Annotated in this window: 17 protein-coding genes and 1 pseudogene; 7 read left to right on the top strand and 11 right to left on the bottom strand. The window is 60.0% G+C overall.

The features are described 5' to 3' along the window. Positions 1-134: 134 nt before the first annotated feature. The 4 genes from dbpB (at position 135) to EQV97_RS21880 (ending at position 2,663) form a co-directional block, all read left to right on the top strand. Positions 135-1,190: a DGQHR domain-containing protein DpdB gene (dbpB, locus tag EQV97_RS21895; RefSeq protein WP_095974524.1), complete on the top strand. Its 1,056-nt coding sequence runs from the start codon at positions 135-137 to the stop codon at positions 1,188-1,190. A 31-nt stretch (positions 1,191-1,221) separates the two neighbouring features. After that, entirely contained in the window at positions 1,222-1,659 is a 438-nt protein-coding gene (locus EQV97_RS21890; RefSeq protein ID WP_073637885.1) for a hypothetical protein, read from the top strand. Between the two features lie 44 nt (positions 1,660-1,703). Next, on the top strand, positions 1,704-2,066 hold the full coding sequence (gene queD, locus EQV97_RS21885) for a 6-carboxytetrahydropterin synthase QueD (protein ID WP_240889938.1): 363 nt from the start codon (positions 1,704-1,706) through the stop codon (positions 2,064-2,066). Between the two features lie 249 nt (positions 2,067-2,315). After that, the gene (locus EQV97_RS21880) at positions 2,316-2,663 is read left to right on the top strand and encodes a hypothetical protein (RefSeq protein ID WP_177048110.1); all 348 of its coding nucleotides are present in this window, start codon (positions 2,316-2,318) and stop codon (positions 2,661-2,663) included. A 102-nt stretch (positions 2,664-2,765) separates the two neighbouring features. Here the strand turns inward: EQV97_RS21880 and EQV97_RS21875 are convergent. Both EQV97_RS21875 and EQV97_RS21870 read right to left on the bottom strand, forming a co-directional pair. Continuing rightward, positions 2,766-3,356: pseudogene (locus tag EQV97_RS21875) on the bottom strand (molybdopterin-dependent oxidoreductase); the annotation flags it as partial. A 446-nt stretch (positions 3,357-3,802) separates the two neighbouring features. Continuing rightward, the gene (locus tag EQV97_RS21870) at positions 3,803-4,057 is read right to left on the bottom strand and encodes a helix-hairpin-helix domain-containing protein (RefSeq protein ID WP_240889929.1); all 255 of its coding nucleotides are present in this window, start codon (positions 4,055-4,057) and stop codon (positions 3,803-3,805) included. A 426-nt stretch (positions 4,058-4,483) separates the two neighbouring features. Here EQV97_RS21870 and EQV97_RS21865 point away from each other — a divergent pair, with 426 nt between their 5' ends. Beyond that, positions 4,484-5,827, top strand: coding sequence for an MFS transporter (locus EQV97_RS21865; RefSeq protein WP_240889927.1), 1,344 nt, complete (start codon positions 4,484-4,486; stop codon positions 5,825-5,827). Beyond that, positions 5,808-6,740 (top strand): 2-hydroxyacid dehydrogenase, encoded by a 933-nt coding sequence (locus tag EQV97_RS21860; RefSeq protein WP_240889926.1) that lies wholly within the window; start codon positions 5,808-5,810, stop codon positions 6,738-6,740. Before EQV97_RS21865 ends, EQV97_RS21860 begins: the two co-directional genes overlap by 20 nt. Positions 6,741-6,749: 9 nt before the next feature. Here the strand turns inward: EQV97_RS21860 and EQV97_RS21855 are convergent, their stop codons facing one another. Beyond that, positions 6,750-7,226 (bottom strand): MarR family transcriptional regulator, encoded by a 477-nt coding sequence (locus EQV97_RS21855; RefSeq protein WP_122838376.1) that lies wholly within the window; start codon positions 7,224-7,226, stop codon positions 6,750-6,752. 97 nt (positions 7,227-7,323) lie between these two features. Then, on the bottom strand, positions 7,324-8,667 hold the full coding sequence (locus EQV97_RS21850; RefSeq protein WP_205896096.1) for an MFS transporter: 1,344 nt from the start codon (positions 8,665-8,667) through the stop codon (positions 7,324-7,326). Positions 8,668-8,993: 326 nt separating this feature from the next. Between EQV97_RS21850 and EQV97_RS21845 the strand changes: the two genes are divergently transcribed. Next, positions 8,994-9,974, top strand: a complete 981-nt coding sequence (locus EQV97_RS21845) for an AraC family transcriptional regulator (protein WP_201146734.1) — start codon at positions 8,994-8,996, stop codon at positions 9,972-9,974. A gap of 18 nt (positions 9,975-9,992) precedes the next feature. On the opposite strand, the gene EQV97_RS21840 is transcribed toward EQV97_RS21845, so the two are convergent. The 7 genes from EQV97_RS21840 to EQV97_RS21810 form a co-directional block, all read right to left on the bottom strand. Further along, positions 9,993-11,564, bottom strand: coding sequence for a methyl-accepting chemotaxis protein (locus EQV97_RS21840; protein WP_240889925.1), 1,572 nt, complete (start codon positions 11,562-11,564; stop codon positions 9,993-9,995). Positions 11,565-11,579: 15 nt separating this feature from the next. After that, positions 11,580-12,344: a class II aldolase/adducin family protein gene (locus EQV97_RS21835; protein WP_122838379.1), complete on the bottom strand. Its 765-nt coding sequence runs from the start codon at positions 12,342-12,344 to the stop codon at positions 11,580-11,582. Positions 12,345-12,367: 23 nt separating this feature from the next. Then, on the bottom strand, positions 12,368-13,354 hold the full coding sequence (locus EQV97_RS21830; RefSeq protein WP_240889919.1) for a 2-dehydropantoate 2-reductase: 987 nt from the start codon (positions 13,352-13,354) through the stop codon (positions 12,368-12,370). 177 nt (positions 13,355-13,531) lie between these two features. After that, positions 13,532-14,323 carry an ABC transporter ATP-binding protein gene (locus EQV97_RS21825; RefSeq protein WP_240889916.1) on the bottom strand — a complete coding sequence of 264 codons (792 nt, stop codon included), beginning with the start codon at positions 14,321-14,323 and terminating at the stop codon, positions 13,532-13,534. Next, positions 14,323-16,125, bottom strand: coding sequence for a branched-chain amino acid ABC transporter ATP-binding protein/permease (locus EQV97_RS21820; RefSeq protein WP_240889914.1), 1,803 nt, complete (start codon positions 16,123-16,125; stop codon positions 14,323-14,325). Before EQV97_RS21820 ends, EQV97_RS21825 begins: the two co-directional genes overlap by 1 nt. Beyond that, positions 16,122-17,159, bottom strand: a complete 1,038-nt coding sequence (locus tag EQV97_RS21815; RefSeq protein ID WP_122838383.1) for a branched-chain amino acid ABC transporter permease — start codon at positions 17,157-17,159, stop codon at positions 16,122-16,124. The genes EQV97_RS21820 and EQV97_RS21815 overlap by 4 nt, the downstream gene beginning before the upstream one ends. Before the next feature lie 93 nt (positions 17,160-17,252). Then, on the bottom strand, positions 17,253-18,404 hold the full coding sequence (locus EQV97_RS21810; protein WP_240889912.1) for an ABC transporter substrate-binding protein: 1,152 nt from the start codon (positions 18,402-18,404) through the stop codon (positions 17,253-17,255). Between the last annotated feature and the right edge of the window lie 306 nt (positions 18,405-18,710).

The following is an 18,710-nucleotide window of genomic DNA, read 5'->3' as shown; positions in this document are numbered from 1 at the left end:
TGACAATTTACCATTTAATAACTGTATGGGCCAATGAGCTTAGGCTAGTTTTTATGCGGAAGGGTTGGTATAAGAGCCTCAATACTGCTGCTACCCCTCTTTCTGGGGGGCCGTTCGATGAAGGAAGAGACTCATTGCTTAAGTTCAGCGCAATCAAGGCGTTACAGAGCCCAACCCACCAAGTGGTATCGTTTGCGGCTACCGTTGAGCAGATTTTGGCGATCGCTAGCATCGACCGAGTCAAGCGTGATGATCGTGGCGCCCTTCATGGCTTTCAGCGGCCACAGGTGTCCAAGCACATACGAGAGATCCGCGACTACCTCTCCCGTCCCGATGCGGTAATGCCCAATGCTGTGGTGTTAGCGTTTACCAGTGGAGTCCGGGTGGTGGAAGGAAATGGAGCCTATGCAGAAATTGAGGTGGATATTTCATCCGGCCCTCCTGGGTTCGTTGTGGATGGTCAGCAGCGCCTATCTGCGTTAGCTGGGCTCGAGGGGAGTTCGTTCCAGCTACTGGTGTCTGCTCTTGTGTGTGAAAATCAGGAAGAGCTTCGCCGGCAATTCATTCTCGTCAACAACACCAGTCCATTACCGAAGTCGCTGGTATATGAACTGCTCCCGTCTGTCAGCGGCCTTCCATTCAGAATGACCTCCCGCGCCCGCGCAGCGCGCATCGTGGAAATGCTGAATTATGACGATCGATCTTCTTTGCAAGGACAGATTAAGCAGCATACCAACCCCTCAGGGGTCATCGGTGATACGTCGCTCCAGAAACTGGTAATGAATTCCCTATCTGACGGTTACTGTCGGGAGGTGATTGAGTTGTCGGGAGGTGAGGATCGGTGTTTCTTGGCCATCAGTGAGTTTTTCCAGGCGGTCCAGGAGGTGTTTGGAAATGCTTGGCATGGTCACACCCCTAAAAGCTCTCGTCTCGTCCATAGCGCGGGGATTATTTCCATGGGGTTCGTCATGGAGCAGTTGTGTGCTACAGGAGCGCCACTGGCCCCAGTATTCAAGTTAGGCCTTAGAAAGCTACAAGGATATACAGCTTGGACGCTCGATTCGGGAGAGTGGTCCTTTAAAACAGGCAACCGGCCATGGAATGGAGTTCAGAATTTACATGGTGATATTCATCTTTTGACTGATCATTTGACCAGGGTGGTTCGAAGTTCGGAACTCGTACCTAGCTAACAGGGTTAATTACTATTATTTAGGAGGCAATATGCCTACTTTGGTTTCATCGGATCTGTCTCCAGCCCTGGCCAGTGACGCCAGTGTAAAAGAGTTCTCAGAAGTAATTCTTCATCTATCAATGGCTTTTCAGGAGGCATTGAGGAGGCTTGCAGGGCAGGACGAAGCTTTCCCTTCTGAAGGGTATGGCATGCTGACTGAAGCCTACGGTTTGCGGACGCGTGCGAATATTCTCTACCTGACGCCATCTACCCATGTGGTGCAGGCATTAAACTTTTCCCAAACTGCTATGTTGGGGAAATTTGAAGAAATATTAAATTGCCTGAGTGATGTCGCCGATTTGCACACTGTTAACTCCATTTTGGTTTCCGTGATCACCATTGCATCAGCGCTGGGTGAGGGGCGAGCCAAAGTTGTAGAGTTTTTGTTTGAAACGCTATGCGTCGATCTTGAGTCTTGGAAGGTTTAGTCTAACTGTTTGGTTTTTTGTCGCGTGAGATACGGGAGGAATCAGTGGAGATTTTTAAAGAGTTCGTTTTTGAGGCCGCTCATCGACTGCCCAATGTTCCAGAAGGGCACAAATGTGGGCGTCTGCATGGTCATTCCTTTCGTATTGCAATTCATATTGATGGCCCTGTTGATAGAGCGTCGGGTTGGGTCAGGGATTTTTCCGAGATAAAGGAAATTTTCGCGCCTCTGTATGAACGCTTAGATCACAATTATCTTAATGAAATTCCCGGGCTGGAAAATCCGACAAGCGAGGTTTTAGCCGTTTGGGTTTGGCAGGAGCTAAAGCCATTGCTTCCAGAGCTATCCGCAATACGTATTCACGAGACATGTACAAGTGGATGTATTTATAGAGGGCCGGAGGTATAACCACTCTCGTGTAAAGAAAGTAGAACTATGCGTAGTGTGTAGTTTACTGGGTATGTCTAGGCTTTTATTGTCGAGTTTAGTGATAGTTTTCTTGTCTGGCTCGACACTCGGCCCTGTAGGGAGGTGGATATGGTAAAGCCTAACAACGGTCGAGGTAAAAGTGCTAGGCGTGCTCAGACTCTTTCACCATATACTCTTAAATGGTACCAGGCGAAGATTACTTCTTGGGACTTTTCGTGGTCATTTCGAATGGCTACCCGACGCGAAGTATCGTCTGGGGAGGACGCTATCCAAGAATTCGCTGTCCTCACTTTCAAAGGTGCTGTGGTTTATCCAGAGGAATTTAAGTATCCGGAGATAGAGATTCAATTGGTGGAAGGGTTTGCCTTCATCGCCAAAGAGTCTGTTACTCCAAGTATTGGCTCGATGAGCGCAAATGGTCGATTGCTCTCGGTTTACGTCTCAGTTCCTGTGGAACGGATAAAGACATTGGTGTCCGTTGCACCTCACGTGCGGGTCGTTGATTTTCATGCATCGCCTTTACATTATCGTCGAGCGTTAGTCGTGTCGATACAATTAGATACTGAGGTGGAGTAATGTTTGGGCGCTGATCTAGGCGTAGGTATCGAGTGAGCAAGGCAGGTCATGGTGTCAGGCGATGCCGCGCCAAAGGTGCTAATCCGGCAACGTTGCATTGCAGGTCACTTGCCTGGCGCCGGCTTTCACACCGGCCTTGTCCAGCACCGCCCTGAGCGGCACTCCCACCCAGCGGGCATTGCCCATCGAACCATTGCCCAGTTGGGCTCCGAACACCCGAGGCGTGAAAAAGCCGCGGCTGTTTCCCGAGCACTGATTGACGGCCACCATCTCTACCGGGTCGGCAAGGGTTTTGAGTTCTGCAAGGGACAGTGACAGCGGCGTATTGACCGCGCCCTTGATGGTCAACCGATAGCTGTCCGGGTCAATGCTGAGCGGAAAATTAGCCAGGTGATAACGTACAAAAAAAGCGTCATTGGGGGTGATCGGTCCTTGGTCGAAAACCGAAAAAGGCGTCTCCAGATGCGGTGGGCGGGTGGTGACCAAGGTCAGTGGACGCTTTTGCGGGTATTGCACCAGCGGCCGTGGGCCAGCTGCAAAGGTCACTTCATCTGCATTTGTGTCGGTCGTCCTGGTGTCGCTCGCCGCCCTGGCCAGGCTGGCGAGCGGGGAGGCCGCGAGCGCCAGGGTGAACGCATCGCGCAGGATGCGTCGGCGACCTGGATTGCAAGTATCCACAAAACTGAACTTCATTTTGCACTCTCTATGATTGTATTGATGAGATGCAATTGACCGCTTACGGTCAGGGCAGCGAGCCCTCAGGGGACTACCTTCGGGTGCTGGTGACCGGATGCATAGATCCAGTTCATGTCTGTGTGTTGGGCCTCAGTGTTAGAGGCCCGGCAATCGGTCGCCAGGACCCGCGATTGCTTTATCGCCCACTCACGAGGGGCGATCGGGACCAGCATCCGATCCGCCGTTATTTCTGCCAGCATGAGGCTGTTCGAAATACCTGGCAGAGCGTGGCGAGATCGCAGAGAGCACGTTGGGTGGCTTTGATGTCAGCAATCGGCGTAGAGGGAGCTCAGTGACTTAAGACTGGTCACGCACCCTGTGACCGTCCGCGCGGCACGGGGTATTTACCAGGTAGATTTCCCGCTTGCCCGACACGATTTACCGATTGAAACAGGCGATCTGCCTTACGTACCAGGCGTGCTCAGCTGAGCGCCTTTCGCAAGCTCAATGGCCGCCATAATAGCGGCACGGGCTTGGGGGCTATTTTTCCAGCAAGTCGACCCCGTGGCCGCCGACGCATGAGCCAGGATGTCAGGAACACTCGCCTCGCTGAGCACTGCCAGTGAGTCAATGCCCATCTGCTCAAGTCGAGCGATAACGGCCGGCCCTACGCCCTTGAGGGCCAACAACTCATTGTATTCCGTCAGTGGAAATGGCATCCGTAAACTCCTGTTATCGGCCAATGGGGACGGCGGAGTTTGCCCGACGGGAGAGGGCATCTCAATAGATGGACTTCTTCACTCCAGGCGTAGACGAAATCTCCCGGCAAAAAGCCCGCAGGCTCCAATGCCGTTGTAGGAGCGAGCTTGCTCGCGAAGAACTTATAGGCGCCGCGTTTACTCAGGCTTCACGCGTTATCGTTGGCGTATCTCGCGAGCAAGCTCGCTCCTGCAGTGGTCGATGTTCCCATTAGTGAACAGCATTGCGCCAGATGAGCAGGCTTATTCGTTTCAGCTAGAATCCCACATAATGGGTTTATAATTCACATATTGAACTAAGTTCTCGGCTGGTTTAAGGTCAGTCACCACCCAGTGACCCGACGCCGTCCGGCCACCGAGAATAAAGACAATAAGAGGAATTCCCCCATGACTGGTCCTTCGCTGGACAGCCGTTTGCACGCCAGCACCATGAAGAAGCTCAACCTGAAGCTGATTCCGTTCCTGATGTTGCTGTACATGGTGGCCTACATCGACAAGTCGAACATTTCGGTGGCGGCGTTGACGATGAATGCCGACCTCGGCCTGAGCCTGCGCATGTATGGCATTGGCGTGGGGTTGTTTTTCCTGACCTATATCCTGTTCGAAGTGCCGAGCAGCCTGATCCTGACCAAGGTCGGTGCGCGGCGCTGGATTGCGCGGATCATGATCACCTGGGGCATCATTGCCGCGGGCATGAGCCTGATCCAGAGCGCCAACCAGCTGTACGTGATGCGTTTGCTGCTGGGCGCCGCCGAAGCGGGTTTCACGCCCGGGATCATCTACTACCTCTCCCAGTGGTTCCCGCGCAGCGACCGGGCCAGGGCCATGTCGTGGTTCTACATCGGCGCGGCGCTGGCATCGGTGATTGGTCTGCCGATGTCGGGTGCGTTGCTGAATCTGGATGGCCTGTTCGGCGTTAATGGCTGGCGCTGGTTGTTCCTGCTCGAAGGCATTCCGGCGATTGTGCTGGGCTACGTGGTGTTGCGTTACATGCCCGAAACGCCGGCCTCCACCCACTGGCTCGACAGCGCGCAGAAGGACTGGCTCAGCCGCACCATGCAGGCCGAGCAGGCGACGATGGTGATCTCGCACAAGGACGCCTGGCATGTGGCTTTTCGCAGTCGCCAGGTGTGGTTGCTCAGCCTGTTCTGGTTGTTGCAGGCGTTTGGCACCATTGGCGTCACGCTGTTTCTGCCACTGATTGTGCAGTCGGTATCGAAGCAGGGCTCGTTCGTGGTCAGCCTGCTGTCGGCGATGCCGTTCTTCCTGGCGTGCGTGTTCATGTACCTGAACGGCCGTCACTCCGATCGCACTGGCGAGCGGGGCTGGCATTTGGGTGGGCCATTGTTGGCGGCCGGGGTGCTGCTGGCCCTGGCGGTGTTTACCGGCAATCAGTGGCTGGCGTACGTGCTGCTGGTGGTGGCGGTGGGGCTGAATTGGGCGGCGACGCCGGTGTTCTGGGCGACCACCACCGAATACCTGTCCGGGCCGGCGGCTGCCGTATCGATTGCCTTGATCAACTCCATTGCCAACATTGCCGGCCTGGGCTTGCCGCCGGTGATGGGCTGGATCAAGGACGCCACCCATAGCTATGACTATGCCTTGTTGCTGGTGGCCGCCGCGCTGCTGGCCGGGGGCCTGTTGGGGCTCTATTTGGGCGGCGGCAAACGCAGCCGCAAGGTCACTACCATTTCTGTTCCGGGAGGCATCGATGAAATCAACCGTGCTTAAAGTTGCGCGTCTGCCAGACATGCTCAGCGAGCGGCTGTATGCCGACTATGACGTGCTTGAGGGCAGTGAGAGCGGCGAGGAACTGGAGACGCAAACGTTGCGCGGTATCCGCGCGCTGATCGCCAATGGCGAGTCGCGGGTGAGCGCCGGTTTGATCGAGCGCCTGCCGGATCTGCAAGTGATCGTGGTGTTTGGCGTCGGTTATGACGGCATCGACGTCGAAGCGGCCCGGGCCCGTGGCATTGCGGTCACGCATACGCCGGACGTGCTGACCGACGACGTCGCCGATTTTGCTATGACCTTGCTGCTCGGCACGGCGCGGCGCATTGCCCGGGCGGACCGTTTTGTGCGCGAAGGGCGCTGGCAGCAGGGGCCTTTTCCGTTCACTCGCAAGGTCAGTGGCAAGCGCCTCGGAATCGTTGGTCTGGGGCGCATCGGCAAGGCGATTGCGCAGCGCGCGGCGGCGTTCGACATGCAGATCAGCTACCACGGCCGGCGTCCGCTCGCGGTGGATTACCCTTATTACGCTTCGGTCACCGACCTGGCGGCGGCGGTGGATTTCCTGCTGGTTGCAGTGGGCGGTGGGGACTCGACTTATCACCTGGTCGATGCCGGCGTGCTCGATGCGTTGGGCAGCCAGGGCATCCTGATCAACGTGGGGCGCGGCAGTGTGGTCGATGAGGCTGCGCTGGCACAGGCGTTGGCTGAGGGGCGGCTGCTGGGGGCCGGGCTGGACGTGTTCGAGGATGAACCGCGTCCGCATGCGCGGTTGCTGGATCTGGACAACGTGCTGCTGGCGCCGCATATGGCCAGTGCCACCTGGGATACGCGGCGGGCGATGTCGGATTTGACCTTGGCCAACCTCGCTGCGCATTTCGCCGGCGAGCCGTTGCCGACACCGGTGCCGGATTGACCCTTCGGGTCAGTCTTCCGGCAGGTTGTTGAAGATTTTTTCCAGCGTGGCATTCAGTTTGGTGATCTGGGCTTCAGTGAGGCCCTTGAAACTGGTGCGGAAGATGTCGCTGGTGCCCAGCTGGATTTCTTCGATGGTATGGCGCCCGACATCGGTCAGCGAGACCTGGGTGACCCGCCCATCGCTGGCGCTGGTGTTGGTTTCCACCAGGCCATCGGCCTTCATGCGATAGACGATCTTGGTGATGGTGGACAGCTTGGCGATGGCATGGATGGAGATTTCCGAAATGCTCGACTCGCCATTTTCCTTGAGGATGAACAGAATCCGCCAGCGCGGGATGTCCATGTCGATCTTTTTCAGCGCCTTTTCCATCGCCATGGAGTAGCGCCCGTGCAGGCGCGCGAGCCAATAGAAGGGGAACTCTTCCTTCTTGAAGTCTTCGCTGGCGGGGTTGTATCGGCTCAGGCGCTTTTTCGGGGTGGTCATAAAGGTGGCGTAGTCTTTCTGATGAGCTGGGTTTGATAGCGGGCGCCATTGTCGCGCCGCCCGCCGCAAAAAACCAGCGGACACGCCACGGTTTGCCTCAGGCCAGGCCTTCGTGCTTGAGGCTTTCACGAAAGTGTCGGCAGCCCTTGATCAGCAACAACAGGGTCAGGGCGACGGCAAAGGCGTTAAGCAGGGAGATCGACGAACCGACCAGCGCCGGATTTTCGAACAGCCGGTCGGTGAGCAGTGCGACCGCCGTGGTGCCGACACCCAGGCCGATCAGGTTGGAAATCAGCAGGAACAGCGCGCTGATCTGTGCGCGCATCTGGTTGGGCGGCAGGATCTGCATGGCAGCAGTGGACGCCGGCATCGGAAACGAGGCAAAGAACATGGCCGGCGCCAGTAGCGCAATGGACATCCACAGTTCGTTGACCTGGGTAAACGCGACTGCGGGCACGGCCATGCCGATCGCACCAATCACTCCCGCGCGAATCGGCGCGTCGCTATAGCCCTTTTTCGCCAGCCAGTCGATCAGCCAACCGCCGCAGAACACGCCACTGGTGTTGGCCAGTAACACCACAATTCCAAGCATGTAGCCGGTGTCGCTGGGGGCGAGGCCGAATTTGCGCATGTAGAAAGCCGGGGTCCAGCTGAGCATGCAGAACAGCGTCATCGCGTAGAACGAGAATCCCAGGTAGTGGCAGGCGAAAGTCTTGCGGTGCACCCCCAGGAACGTGAATGCCTGTTTCATGCTGGGCGCATGGACCTTGCCCGCGGCGTCCAGTTTCAGGCCCTTGCGCGCCGGGTCGCGGACCGTGAGCGCAATCAACAGTGCCACCAACACCCCCGGTAGCCCCACCAGGAAGAAGGTCACCTGCCAGGGACGCATTTCTCCCAGCAGCGGGACCACGACGCTGTCGAGGTTCTTCAGCAAATCGATGACGTAGCCGCCAATCAGAAAGGCCACGCCGCCGCCAATAAACGAGCCAATGGAGTAGATAGCCACGGCGCGGCCGAGCTTCTCCCGGGGGAACATGTCGCTGAGCATCGAGTAGGTGGCCGGTGACAGCGCTGCTTCGCCGATGCCCACGCCGATGCGCGCCAAGAACATCTGCAGGAAGTTTTTGCTCAGCCCGCACAGGGCCGTGGCCAGGCTCCAGAACGCCACGCCGATGGCGATGATTTTTGGTCGGGAGAACTTGTCTGCCAGCAGCGCGATGGGCATGCCCATGAAGGCATAGAACAGCGAAAAAGCCAGGCCATGCAACAGGCTGAACTGAGTGTCGGAGAGCTGCAGATCGTGTTTGATCGGCTCGATCATCAACGCCAGGATTTGCCGATCGATGAACGAAAAAATGTACGCCAACATGCAAATGGCAACGATGTACCATTCATAGGCATAGCTTTTACGGGTGACCTCGGTGGGTGTTTTACTGGTCATGCTGTTGGCCCCTTCAGGGTTGGCAATCGGTCAGTCGGCGGCAGCGTTTGTTCGCAGTTGGGTGCATCGGTGACGCCAGCGTTACCCGAGCGCATTGCCCTGGTGCGTTTATTGGTTTTGTTGTGCGGTCCAGGTTGCCAATCCCTTGGCTTAAGGGTGTTGCAGGACCTTTTTAAGCCCTTGTTCAGCGGGCCTCTATGCGCCAGGCGCAGAGGCTGTTCCGGGCGCGCAGAAAGCGTTTGCGTGGCGTGAAAATTGCTTTCCATTTCCACTAAATTTCGAGGCGTCTACAACCGGTCGCCCATTGTTTTCGGAGGCACTTGCGCATGTTTGATCAACGTTTTTCACTCCAGGATCATTGCCTGCTGAGTTCCGGTGGGTTCGGCGAGGTCAGGGACCGCGTCAGTCATTACCTGTGGCCACACCAGATGAAAATGCAGCAGGGCGGCGCCTTGCAATCACAGCTGTACGGCGTGTTCTTCGGCAGTTCGGCGCTGTTCGATCTGCACTACGGCGCACCGGTGGAAATCGACGCCGGCGATATCAGCGACTACTACCTGATTCGCGTCACGCTTGAAGGTGGCGGGATGGTCAGTATGGGCAAGCAGCAGGCTGTCTTGCGCAAGGGTGGGCTGACCATTTCCTCGCCTTCGCAACGCAGCTTCATCCGCATCGACAAGGACTGCCGCAACCTCATCTTGCGGGTCGATCGGCAGGCCCTCGAACGCCAGTTGCAGGTGTTGCTCAATCGGCGTTTGCGTCAGCCTCTGGTGTTCGATATCCAGGTCGACCCGACACATCAGGGCATGGCGACGGTTCGCAGCACCCTGGACTACATCTGCCAGTTGTATGGCGACGCCAGCCAGTCGCTGCAGCCCTCGGCCATGGGTGCAAGCCTGTCGGACTATCTGCTGTCGGTGCTGCTGACCCAGTTACCGCACAATTACTCGGTGGATCTGCTGCAAGATCAACGCCAGCCCATGCCACACCACGTCAAGAAGGCACGCGACTACATCGAGCAGCACCTTGCCGAACCCATTGCCCTGGCAAGCCTGGCGCAGTTTTGTGAAGTGTCGATCCGCACCCTGCAAAATGGCTTCACTCGCTTTCTCCAGCAAACCCCCAGTGACTACGTGCGCACCCGGCGCCTGGCGCTGGTGCACCTGGCCTTGCAACAAGCCGGGCCGGCGGACAGCGTGACGGATATCCTGCTGCGTCACGGCGTCGCCAGCTTCGGTCATTTTGCGATGCAGTATCGCAAGCAATACGGCTGTCTGCCGTCCGAGACCCTGCGCCGGCAGGCCTGATACGTGCCGCCGGGCCCTTCACCCCTGGACAAAACGCTGCGCCAGGTCCAGTTGCGAGTTGGCCAGTTGATGCAGCTCTTCACCAATCTGAGTACTGCGTCGGGACTGATCGCGGCTGGTTTGCGCCAGGCTGACGATTTGCCCGATCTGCCCGTTGATCTCCTGGGCCACTTGCCCCTGCTGCTCGATGGCTGAGGCCATCTGCAAACTCATGCCGGAAATCTGCCCCACTTCCTCGCAGATGCGCTGCAAAGCCGTTTGCACCTGTGCCACATCCGCGCGCGATTCCCGAGCGGCCGACTCGCCCCGTTGTGCAGTGGCCAGCGCCAGGGCGCTGCCGTCGCGCAGCTGCTCGATGGAGCGCTGGATCTGTTCGGTGGACTCGCGGGTGCGGGTGGCGAGGCTGCGCACCTCATCGGCGACCACCGCAAATCCGCGGCCGCTCTCACCAGCGCGAGCGGCTTCGATGGCCGCGTTAAGGGCCAGCAAGTTGGTCTGCTCAGCGATGCTGCGAATCACATGGGCGACGCCGCTGATCGATTCGATGGACTCCGCCAGGCGACTGACCGCCTGGCCGATCTCTTCGACTGAATGGCTCAGGCCCGTCATCGACCCCTGGCTTTGCCCGGACAGGCGCACGCCATCGTGAGCCAGAGTGTCCACGGCTTGAGTGGCCTCGGCGGTGTGCTGCAAGTTGCGCGACAATTCCTGGATCGTCGCGCTCATTTGATGCACCGCAGCGGCGGACTGTTCGGCTTCCTCCAGTTGCCGTTGCAGGTGGCCAGACTGGGTCTGTACCAGCATCGAAGACTCCTGCGCACGCTGGCGCACGGTCTCGCCGTTGATGCGGATCCGCGCCATCACCGTGCGCATCCGGGTGTTCTGGCTGTTGAGGGCCATGTCGAAACGGTTGGTCAGGGAGGCCGAACCGTTCTGCAGCGAGGCCAGCAAGGTGTCGCTGTAGACTTGATCATGTCGGGCCAGGATGCGGCGGATGTCTGCTTGCAGTCCGGCTCGCCAATGCCACGCCGCGCCGATCACGCCACCGAGCACCAGCAGGCTCGGTGCCCAACCGATCTGCCCGCCGACCATGGCGCCGGCGACGGCCAGTCCGAGCAGCCAGGTCATGCCTTGGCGGCTGGCGTGATCCTGGATGCACCGGGCCAGTGACAGGGGGCCGTGGCCCTCATTCAAGCGTTGATAGAGTTTCGCAGCACGCAGGCTTTGGGCCTCGTCCATCGGGTGATACGCCGTGCCCAGTGCCGTCAACTGACCTTCTTCCAGCAGCGGCACCACGTAAAGATTGCACCAGAAAGTCGTGCCATGTTTGTCACGGCCCATGAGGGGGGCCGTCCAGGGCACACCGCTGCGCAGGGTTTGCCACATGCGCTCGATGACCCGCCTGGGCATGAGCGGGTGATTGATCAGCTCGTGGGGCTGGTTCAGCACGTCTTCCCTGGCGTATTTGCTGAGCGCCAGATAGGCGTCGTTGCAGGCCAGCAGATGACCGCGAGTGTCCAGCCGTGAGATCGGGATTTCCTGCTGCGCCGCAACGCTTGCCGGCACACTTTGGTCCTTTGGATTAGCCACTGACCGCTCCTGCGATTACCAGCACTGGCCGCGTTCGGCGCGCATTTTGCGCACCATGGCGTCGAAGAATTTCACCGCGAAGCCGCTGTCGCGAATGAGCATGGCCGTGAGATCGGCGCACTTGTGGCTGATCTCTTCGGGCAGCGGATTGTCTTCGCCGCCCAAGGCGCCGGCCTGGCACTGGATCTCGGCGGCGCGCTGCACCGTCCACAACAGGAAGAACGCCTTGGCGATGCTGCTTTCGCCGACGGCAATGCCATGGTTGCGCAGCACCAGGATGTGCTTGTCGCCGAGGCTGTCGATCATCCGGGCTTTTTCGTCGTCGAACAGGGTGATGCCTTCGAAGGTGTGGTAGCCGATGCGGCCGTAGAGCTGGGCACCGTAGAAGTCGTTATGGGCAAAGCCGGCCTTCTTCATGACGATGGCCGAAATCGGCGTGGTGTGCGTGTGGATCAGGCACTGAATGTCCGCGCGTGCACCGTGCACCGCGCTGTGCAGGGCGAAACCGGCCGGGTTGCCGTCGTAGGGCGAGTCTTCGAGTTTCTTGCCGTGCAGGTCGACCTTGAGCAGGTTGGCCGGGGTCACTTCGGTGTAATTGAGGCCGAACGGGTTGACCAGGTAATGGTGCGCCGGCCCGGGCAGGCGTGCAGAGATATGGTTGAAAATGGTCTCGGTCCAGCCAAAGAAATCCACCAGGTGGTAGCAATGCGCAAGTTGCACGCGCAGGGCCCATTCTTCGTCGCTGTACTGCCGGGGTTGTGCCAATGCAGTCTGGTCCATGTCGGATTCCTTTTCTGGGTAGGTCAATGACGAGCCTGTTCGCCGCGAAAGCGGGCGAGGGCAATAAGGTGGCGGGTGACGGGCATCGGGATCGCCATGCAATCGGCCAGTTCCAGTACCGCATCACCGATGGCGGCCAGCTCCAGGGGGCGGCCTTTGTCATAGTCCTGCAGCATCGAGGTGCGCACTGCGCCCATGCCGGCACCGAGTTCGAGGAACGTCTGCGGGTCGATGCTCACGCGTGCGCCGTGGGCGGCGGCTGTCAGCAGGGTTTCGTGCAGGCAGCTGCTGACCACTTCGCGCAGCTCCGGCAGGCTGTAAAGCTGCTCGAGGGTGGCGCCAGTGATGACGGAGAGCGGGTTGGAGGTGATGTTGGCGATGATCTTGGTCCACAGGTTGTCGCGGATGCGATCCGTTGCCCGGGCTTCGATGCCGACACTTTCGATCAGTGCGCGCACCTGCTCCAGGCGTGGGCTGAGACGGTTGTCGGGCTCGCCGAAAATCATCAGGTGCGGGGTCCGGGATTCAGCCACGGCGATGGCCGGGCAGTGCGCGGTGATGAACACCACGCAGCCGATCACGTGGCGCAGGTCCAGGGCCTGGCTGAGAATCGACTGTGGGTCGACCGCATCGACCCGGCGCCCGTCGTAGCGTCCGCCTTCGCCGTGGAAGTACCACCAGGGCACGCCGTTGACTACCGGGATCACCACCGTGTCGGCACCGATCATCGGTTGCAGCTGCGGCAGCAGGCCGGCCAGGCCCTGGGCCTTGGTGCAGAGAAAAATCAGGTCTTGTTCACCAAGGCTGGCGGCGTTGTCACTGGCCTCGACCCGCACATGGTGCTGGCCGTCCAGGTCGGTCAGGCGAACACCGTTTCGCTGGATCGCAGCCAGTGTGTCACCACGGGCCAGGACATTGACTTGATGGCCGCCAGCGGCCAGCCGTGCGGCCAGGGTGCAGCCGATGGCACCGGCACCGGCAATGCCGATGCGCAGGAGGGAAGCGTTCATCGTAACTCCACATTATTCAACAAGGCGCCTACTCAGGCGATAATCATCCCTTCGGGCCCGCCGCGATCCCCTGTGGGAGCCGGCTTGCCGGCCATGCGCCCGCCAGATCGACGCAGGGCTAAAGGGCCCCATCGCCGGCAAGCCGGCTCCCACAGGGGGAAGTGCCGTAGCAAAATTTCAGGTCGCAAGCATTTCCTGATGCTTGCTCGCCAGCCCCAGATACGCATCGATCACCCGTGGATCATCCGCGAGTTGTCGGGCCGGGCCCTGCATTGCAATCTGCCCTGTCTCCAGGACATAGGCATAGTCAGCCACCCGCAACGCTGCCCGGGCGTTCTGCTCTACCAGCAGGATCGACACCCCGTGCTCGCGCAGGGAGGTGATGATGCGGAAGATCTCCCGGGTGATCAGTGGCGCCAGGCCCAGGCTCGGCTCATCGAGCATCAACAGCTTGGGCTTGGCCATCAGCGCGCGACCCACGGCGAGCATCTGCCGCTCACCGCCAGACAAGGTCGCGGCCAATTGTTCGCGGCGTTCCCACAGGCGCGGGAACAGCTCATACACTTCGGCCAGGGTCTCGCTATAGCGCCGGTCACCCCGGCGATGCCGCTGGAAGGCGCCCAGCAGCAAGTTGTCGGCCACGCTCATGCTGGTGAACAGCTCGCGTTTTTCCGGCACCAGGCCCAGGCCCCGGGAGACCATCACTTCCACTTCCGGCAAGGTTTCCAGGCTGCCGTCGAAATGCACCTGGCCCCGGGAGCCGAGCACGCCCATGATCGCCGACAGCAGGGTGGTCTTGCCGGCGCCGTTGGGGCCGATCACTGTCACGATCTGGCCCTTGCCCACCGTCAGGCTGGCGTTGCTCAGTGCCTCGACTTTGCCGTAGGCCACGCTCAGGTCCCTGATTTCGAGCACGGCGTCGTCGACCCGGTTAAGCGGTGCGAGCAGCGGTTCCACTTGCATGTTCATCATTCAACTCCTCCCAGATAGGCTTCCAGCACCGCCGGATCCTTCTGTACGTCTTCGGGCAGGCCTTGGGCGATCCGCTGGCCGAATTCCATGACCACCACGCGATCCACCAGGCCCATCACGAAGTCCATGTCGTGCTCGACCAGCAGAATCGCCATGCCTTCGCTGCGCAGGCGACTGAGCAGGATGCCCAGGGCTTCTTTTTCCTTGTGGCGCAGGCCGGCGGCGGGCTCATCGAGCAGCAGCAGGCACGGGTCGGCGCACAGGGCGCGGGCGATTTCGAGGATGCGTTGCTGGCCGAGGGACAGGCTTCCGGCCTCGGCATTCAGGTAGTCACCCAGGCCGACGCGCTCCAGCTGGCGCCGGGCCTCGCCAAGCAGTTCGGCCTCCTCGCGACGATCCAGATGCAGGGCCGCCGACAGCACCCCTTGGGTGCCACGCAGATGCGCGCCAATGGCTACGTTTTCCAGCACACTCATGTTGCCCAGCAGTTTCACGTGCTGGAAGGTGCGGCTCATGCCCAGGCGGGCAACTTGCCGCGAGCTCAGGCCGTTGATCTTCCGGCCCATGAACAACACGTCGCCGCTGGTGGGTGTATCGACCCCGGAGAGCTGGTTGAACATCGTGCTCTTGCCGGCACCGTTGGGGCCGATCAGGGCGAGGATTTCCCCGGAGCGGATCTCCAGGCTCATGTCATTGTTGGCTACCAGCCCGCCGAAGCGCTTGGTCACATGCCGGGCCTCGAGGATCAGTTCGCCATGCCCGGGCAGTTGGCGGCGAGGCAGGGGTGCGGCGTCTGCATCGACTTTCTGTGCCTTGGCGCGGACCCGCCAACGGGCCGGTACCAGGCGCGTCAGCAATGGCCACAGACCGCCGGGCGCGCGCTGCATCAGCACCACGATCAGGATGCCGAACACGATGATTTCGTAGTTGCCGGTGTTACCCAGCAGGTGCGGCAACCAGTCCTGCAGCCATTGCTTGAGCATCGTCAGGATGCCTGCGCCGAGCAAGGCGCCCCAGACGCTGCCGACGCCGCCGATCAGCGCCATGAACAGATAATCGATACCCATGTTCAGGCCGAAGGGCGTCGGGTTGACGAAGCGTTGGGTGTGCGCGTACAGCCAGCCGGATATCGCCGCAAACACTGCGGAAATGACAAATATCACCATCTTCGAACGGAAGGTGTTCACGCCCATCGACTCGGCCATGACCTGGCCGCCCTTGAGCGCACGAATGGCCCGGCCTTCTCGGGAATCGAGGAGGTTTTGCGTGATGACGATGGCCACCAGCAGCAGCGCCCAGATCAGGTAGAAAATGTTTTCGCCTTTGTCCAGCGTCAGGCCGAACAACGAAATCGAGGGCAGGCCGCCGACACCCGTATGCCCGCCCAATGACTCCAGCGTGCCGAACAGGTAATACAGCGACAAGCCCCAGGCAATCGTCCCCAGCGGCAAGTAGTGCCCGGACAACTTGAGCGTCAGCGCGCCGAGAATCAACGCCACCGAGGCGGTGAGTGCCACGCCCACCAATAACGTCAGCCAGGGTGAGGAGCCGGCCCAGGCCAGCCAGGCCGGCAACTGCTCGGTAGTGGTCAGGTAAGCGGATGTGTACGCGCCCAGGCCAACGAACGCCGCCTGGCCGAAGCTGGTCATGCCGCCCACCCCGGTGAGCAGCACCAGCCCCAGCACCACCAGGGCATACATGCCGATGTAATTGAGCAGGGTGACGTAGTAGGGCGGCAGCAGCAGCGGCGCGACACCCACCACCAGCAACAAGGCAAGTAACAGATAGCGCGGATTCATTCTTCTTCCTCCACATGACGGCTGGTGAACGAACGCCAAAGCAGGAACGGAATGATCAGCGTGAACACGATGATTTCTTTATAAGTGCTGGCCCAGAACATCGAGAACGCTTCGATCAGACCCACTGCCAGGGCGCCCAGCGCTGCGACCGGATAGCTGACCAGCCCGCCGATGATCGCGCCGACAAAGCCTTTGAGGCTGATGACAAAACCGGAGTCGAAATACAGGGTGGTGATCGGTGCGATCAGGATCCCCGAAAGGGTGCCGATCAGGGCGGCGAGAAGGAAGGTCGACTTGCCGGCCAGGGTCGGCGAAATGCCCATCAGGCGCGCACCCATGCGATTGACCGCGGTGGCGCGCAAGGCCTTGCCGTACAGCGTGCGCTCGAAGAACAGATACAGGCCGACGATCAGGCCCAGGGATACCGCCAGCACCCACAGGGTCTGACTGTTGAAGGTCACGGGGCCCAGTTCCAGGCCGGCCTCGGAGAATGGCTGGGTGCGCGCACCTTCAGGACCGAACAGCAACAGCGCGATGCCGACCATGCTGACGTGCACCGCGATCGACACGATCAGCAGCACCAGCGAACTGGCCGAGGCGATCGGCTGGAACACCAGCCGATAGATCTGCGGCCCCAGCGGCACCACCAGTGCCAGGGTCAACAACGCCTGGACCGCCATCGGCAGTTCGGCCAGGGGCAGGGTGTTGATCAGCACCGCCAGCAGCCCTGCGTAACCGAGCTTGAACACAATTCGCGTGGGAAACCGGAACGCCTGGCTCGAGCGCGCCGCGCCCCACACATCGAGTGCGCAATCGATCAGCGTCAGGCCGAGCAGCAGCCAGACCAGTGCAGTCGGGTGACCGCTTTGCAAAGTGGCCATGGTCAAGGCGCCATAGGTCACGAATTCACCCTGGGGGATCAACAGGATCCGCGTCACGGTGAACACCAGGAGGATCGACAGGGCCAGCAACGCGTAGATCGCGCCGTTGGTCATGCCGTCCTGGCCCAGCAGCATGGCTATCTGGAAATTCATAATGGGAGCTCTTTTCTACAGATTGAATATCAGGCCCGACTGCCGGCGCAGGTCGGCTCGCCGGCAATCAGGCAGCGGGCTGTGCGCCCGGGGTCAGTTGTCTTTCAACAACATCCAGTTGCCGTTCTTCACCACGATCAGTTCGCGCCCGCGCTCGTCGAAGCCGCTGTGGTCTTGCGCTGTCATGTTGTAAACGCCTTGGGTGCCCGCCAGTTCGTGGCTTTGCTCAAGTGCATCACGCAGGGCTGCACGGAACTCGGCGGTGCCCGGTGCTGCTTTGGCGGCGGCAATCGGGATTGCCTTCTGCAATAGCAGGCCGGCGTCGAAGGTGTTACCGCCGAAGGTCGCCGGTTTGCTGCCGTTGAGCTTTTCGTAGGCGGCGGTGTAGTCGCTGGCGATCTTCTTCGAAGGGTGGCTGTCCGGGATCTCATCCAGGACCAGCATCAGGCTGGCGGCCAGGACGGTGCCCTCGACCTTTTTGCCGCCGAGCTTGAGGAAGTCCGGCAGTGCGGCGCCGTGGGTCTGGTAGACCTGGCCGCGATAGCCCTGGTCGAACAGCGTGGTCTGGGGCATCACTGCCGAGCTGCCGGGTGCTGCGACCAGTACTGCATCGGGACGGGAGGCGAGGATTTTCAGGCTCTGCCCGGTTACCGAGGTGTCCTGGCGCTGGAAGCGTTCATTGGCCACGACCTTGATGTTCTGCTGCGCTGCCAGGCCAGCCATGACCTTGGCCCAGTTCTCGCCATACGGGTCGCCGGTACCGATGAAGCCAAGGGTTTTTACGCCTTTGCTGGCCATGTGTTCGAACAGCGCCTTGGCGATCAGGTCATCGTTTTGCGTGGTCTTGAACACCCACTTCTTCTGCTCGGTCATGGGCAGCACCACGGCCGCGGTGCCCACCGGGGCCAGCAACGGCACGCCCGCTTCGGCAACGAACTGGATTACGCCCATGGCGTTGGGTGAGCCGCTTGGGCCGATGATCGCATCGACCTTTTCCTCGTCGATCAGCTTTTTCAGGGCTTTCACTGTGGCAGTCGGGTCGCTCGCGTCATCCAGGGAGATGTACTTCACCGTCTGATCGCCCGCCTGGGTTGGCAGCAACGGCACGGTGTTTTTCTGCGGCAGGCCGACCAGTGCGATCGGTCCGGTGGAGGAGGTGATGACACCAATTTTCACTTCAGCCTGCGCGGCGGCGGCGCAAGCGGCACTCAACAATAAGGTGGACACGACTTTTCTGAAAAGCATGACTTTCTCCGAGGAGTTGCAACGCTGCAAAAGGCTAATGGGCTGACCGCCCTGATCACGATGTGAGCGAGAGCGGCCCAAGGTACGGCCCTGTTTTTTTTCTAACTGCTGCCGGAGCAAACAGCAGATTGCATGCCAGAAATTTTTCTGGTGCAGCGCCACAAGGTGTTACCGGACCCTCCAGCACACGCTTCTGGAGACCTTCAGGGAGAGGTCGGTGACCGGGTTCGAAGCGGGGCGTTCGCAGGCAGGGCAAGTCGCCACCACGCCATGTCCGACAAGGCTTTGATCTGGATCACCAAGTGC

This window comes from Pseudomonas sp. TMW22090 (assembly GCF_022496665.1).
GTDB lineage: Bacteria > Pseudomonadota > Gammaproteobacteria > Pseudomonadales > Pseudomonadaceae > Aquipseudomonas > Aquipseudomonas gregormendelii.
Note: the sequence above shows the minus strand (reverse complement) of the source record. Positions and strands in the feature narration are given on the sequence as shown.

Bases quoted from the DNA above. Each gene is read 5' to 3' on its own strand.
- EQV97_RS21890 (WP_073637885.1), top strand. From the start codon at position 1,222: ATGCCTACTTTGGTTTCATCGGATCTGTCTCCAGCCCTGGCCAGTGAC.
- EQV97_RS21880 (WP_177048110.1), top strand. From the start codon at position 2,316: ATGGCTACCCGACGCGAAGTATCGTCTGGGGAGGACGCTATCCAAGAA.
- EQV97_RS21870 (WP_240889929.1), bottom strand. From the start codon at position 4,057: ATGCCATTTCCACTGACGGAATACAATGAGTTGTTGGCCCTCAAGGGC.
- EQV97_RS21865 (WP_240889927.1), top strand. From the start codon at position 4,484: ATGACTGGTCCTTCGCTGGACAGCCGTTTGCACGCCAGCACCATGAAG.
- EQV97_RS21860 (WP_240889926.1), top strand. From the start codon at position 5,808: ATGAAATCAACCGTGCTTAAAGTTGCGCGTCTGCCAGACATGCTCAGC.
- EQV97_RS21855 (WP_122838376.1), bottom strand. From the start codon at position 7,226: ATGACCACCCCGAAAAAGCGCCTGAGCCGATACAACCCCGCCAGCGAA.
- EQV97_RS21850 (WP_205896096.1), bottom strand. From the start codon at position 8,667: ATGACCAGTAAAACACCCACCGAGGTCACCCGTAAAAGCTATGCCTAT.
- EQV97_RS21845 (WP_201146734.1), top strand. From the start codon at position 8,994: ATGTTTGATCAACGTTTTTCACTCCAGGATCATTGCCTGCTGAGTTCC.
- EQV97_RS21835 (WP_122838379.1), bottom strand. From the start codon at position 12,344: ATGGACCAGACTGCATTGGCACAACCCCGGCAGTACAGCGACGAAGAA.
- EQV97_RS21830 (WP_240889919.1), bottom strand. From the start codon at position 13,354: ATGAACGCTTCCCTCCTGCGCATCGGCATTGCCGGTGCCGGTGCCATC.
- EQV97_RS21825 (WP_240889916.1), bottom strand. From the start codon at position 14,323: ATGAACATGCAAGTGGAACCGCTGCTCGCACCGCTTAACCGGGTCGAC.
- EQV97_RS21820 (WP_240889914.1), bottom strand. From the start codon at position 16,125: ATGAATCCGCGCTATCTGTTACTTGCCTTGTTGCTGGTGGTGGGTGTC.
- EQV97_RS21815 (WP_122838383.1), bottom strand. From the start codon at position 17,159: ATGAATTTCCAGATAGCCATGCTGCTGGGCCAGGACGGCATGACCAAC.
- EQV97_RS21810 (WP_240889912.1), bottom strand. From the start codon at position 18,404: ATGCTTTTCAGAAAAGTCGTGTCCACCTTATTGTTGAGTGCCGCTTGC.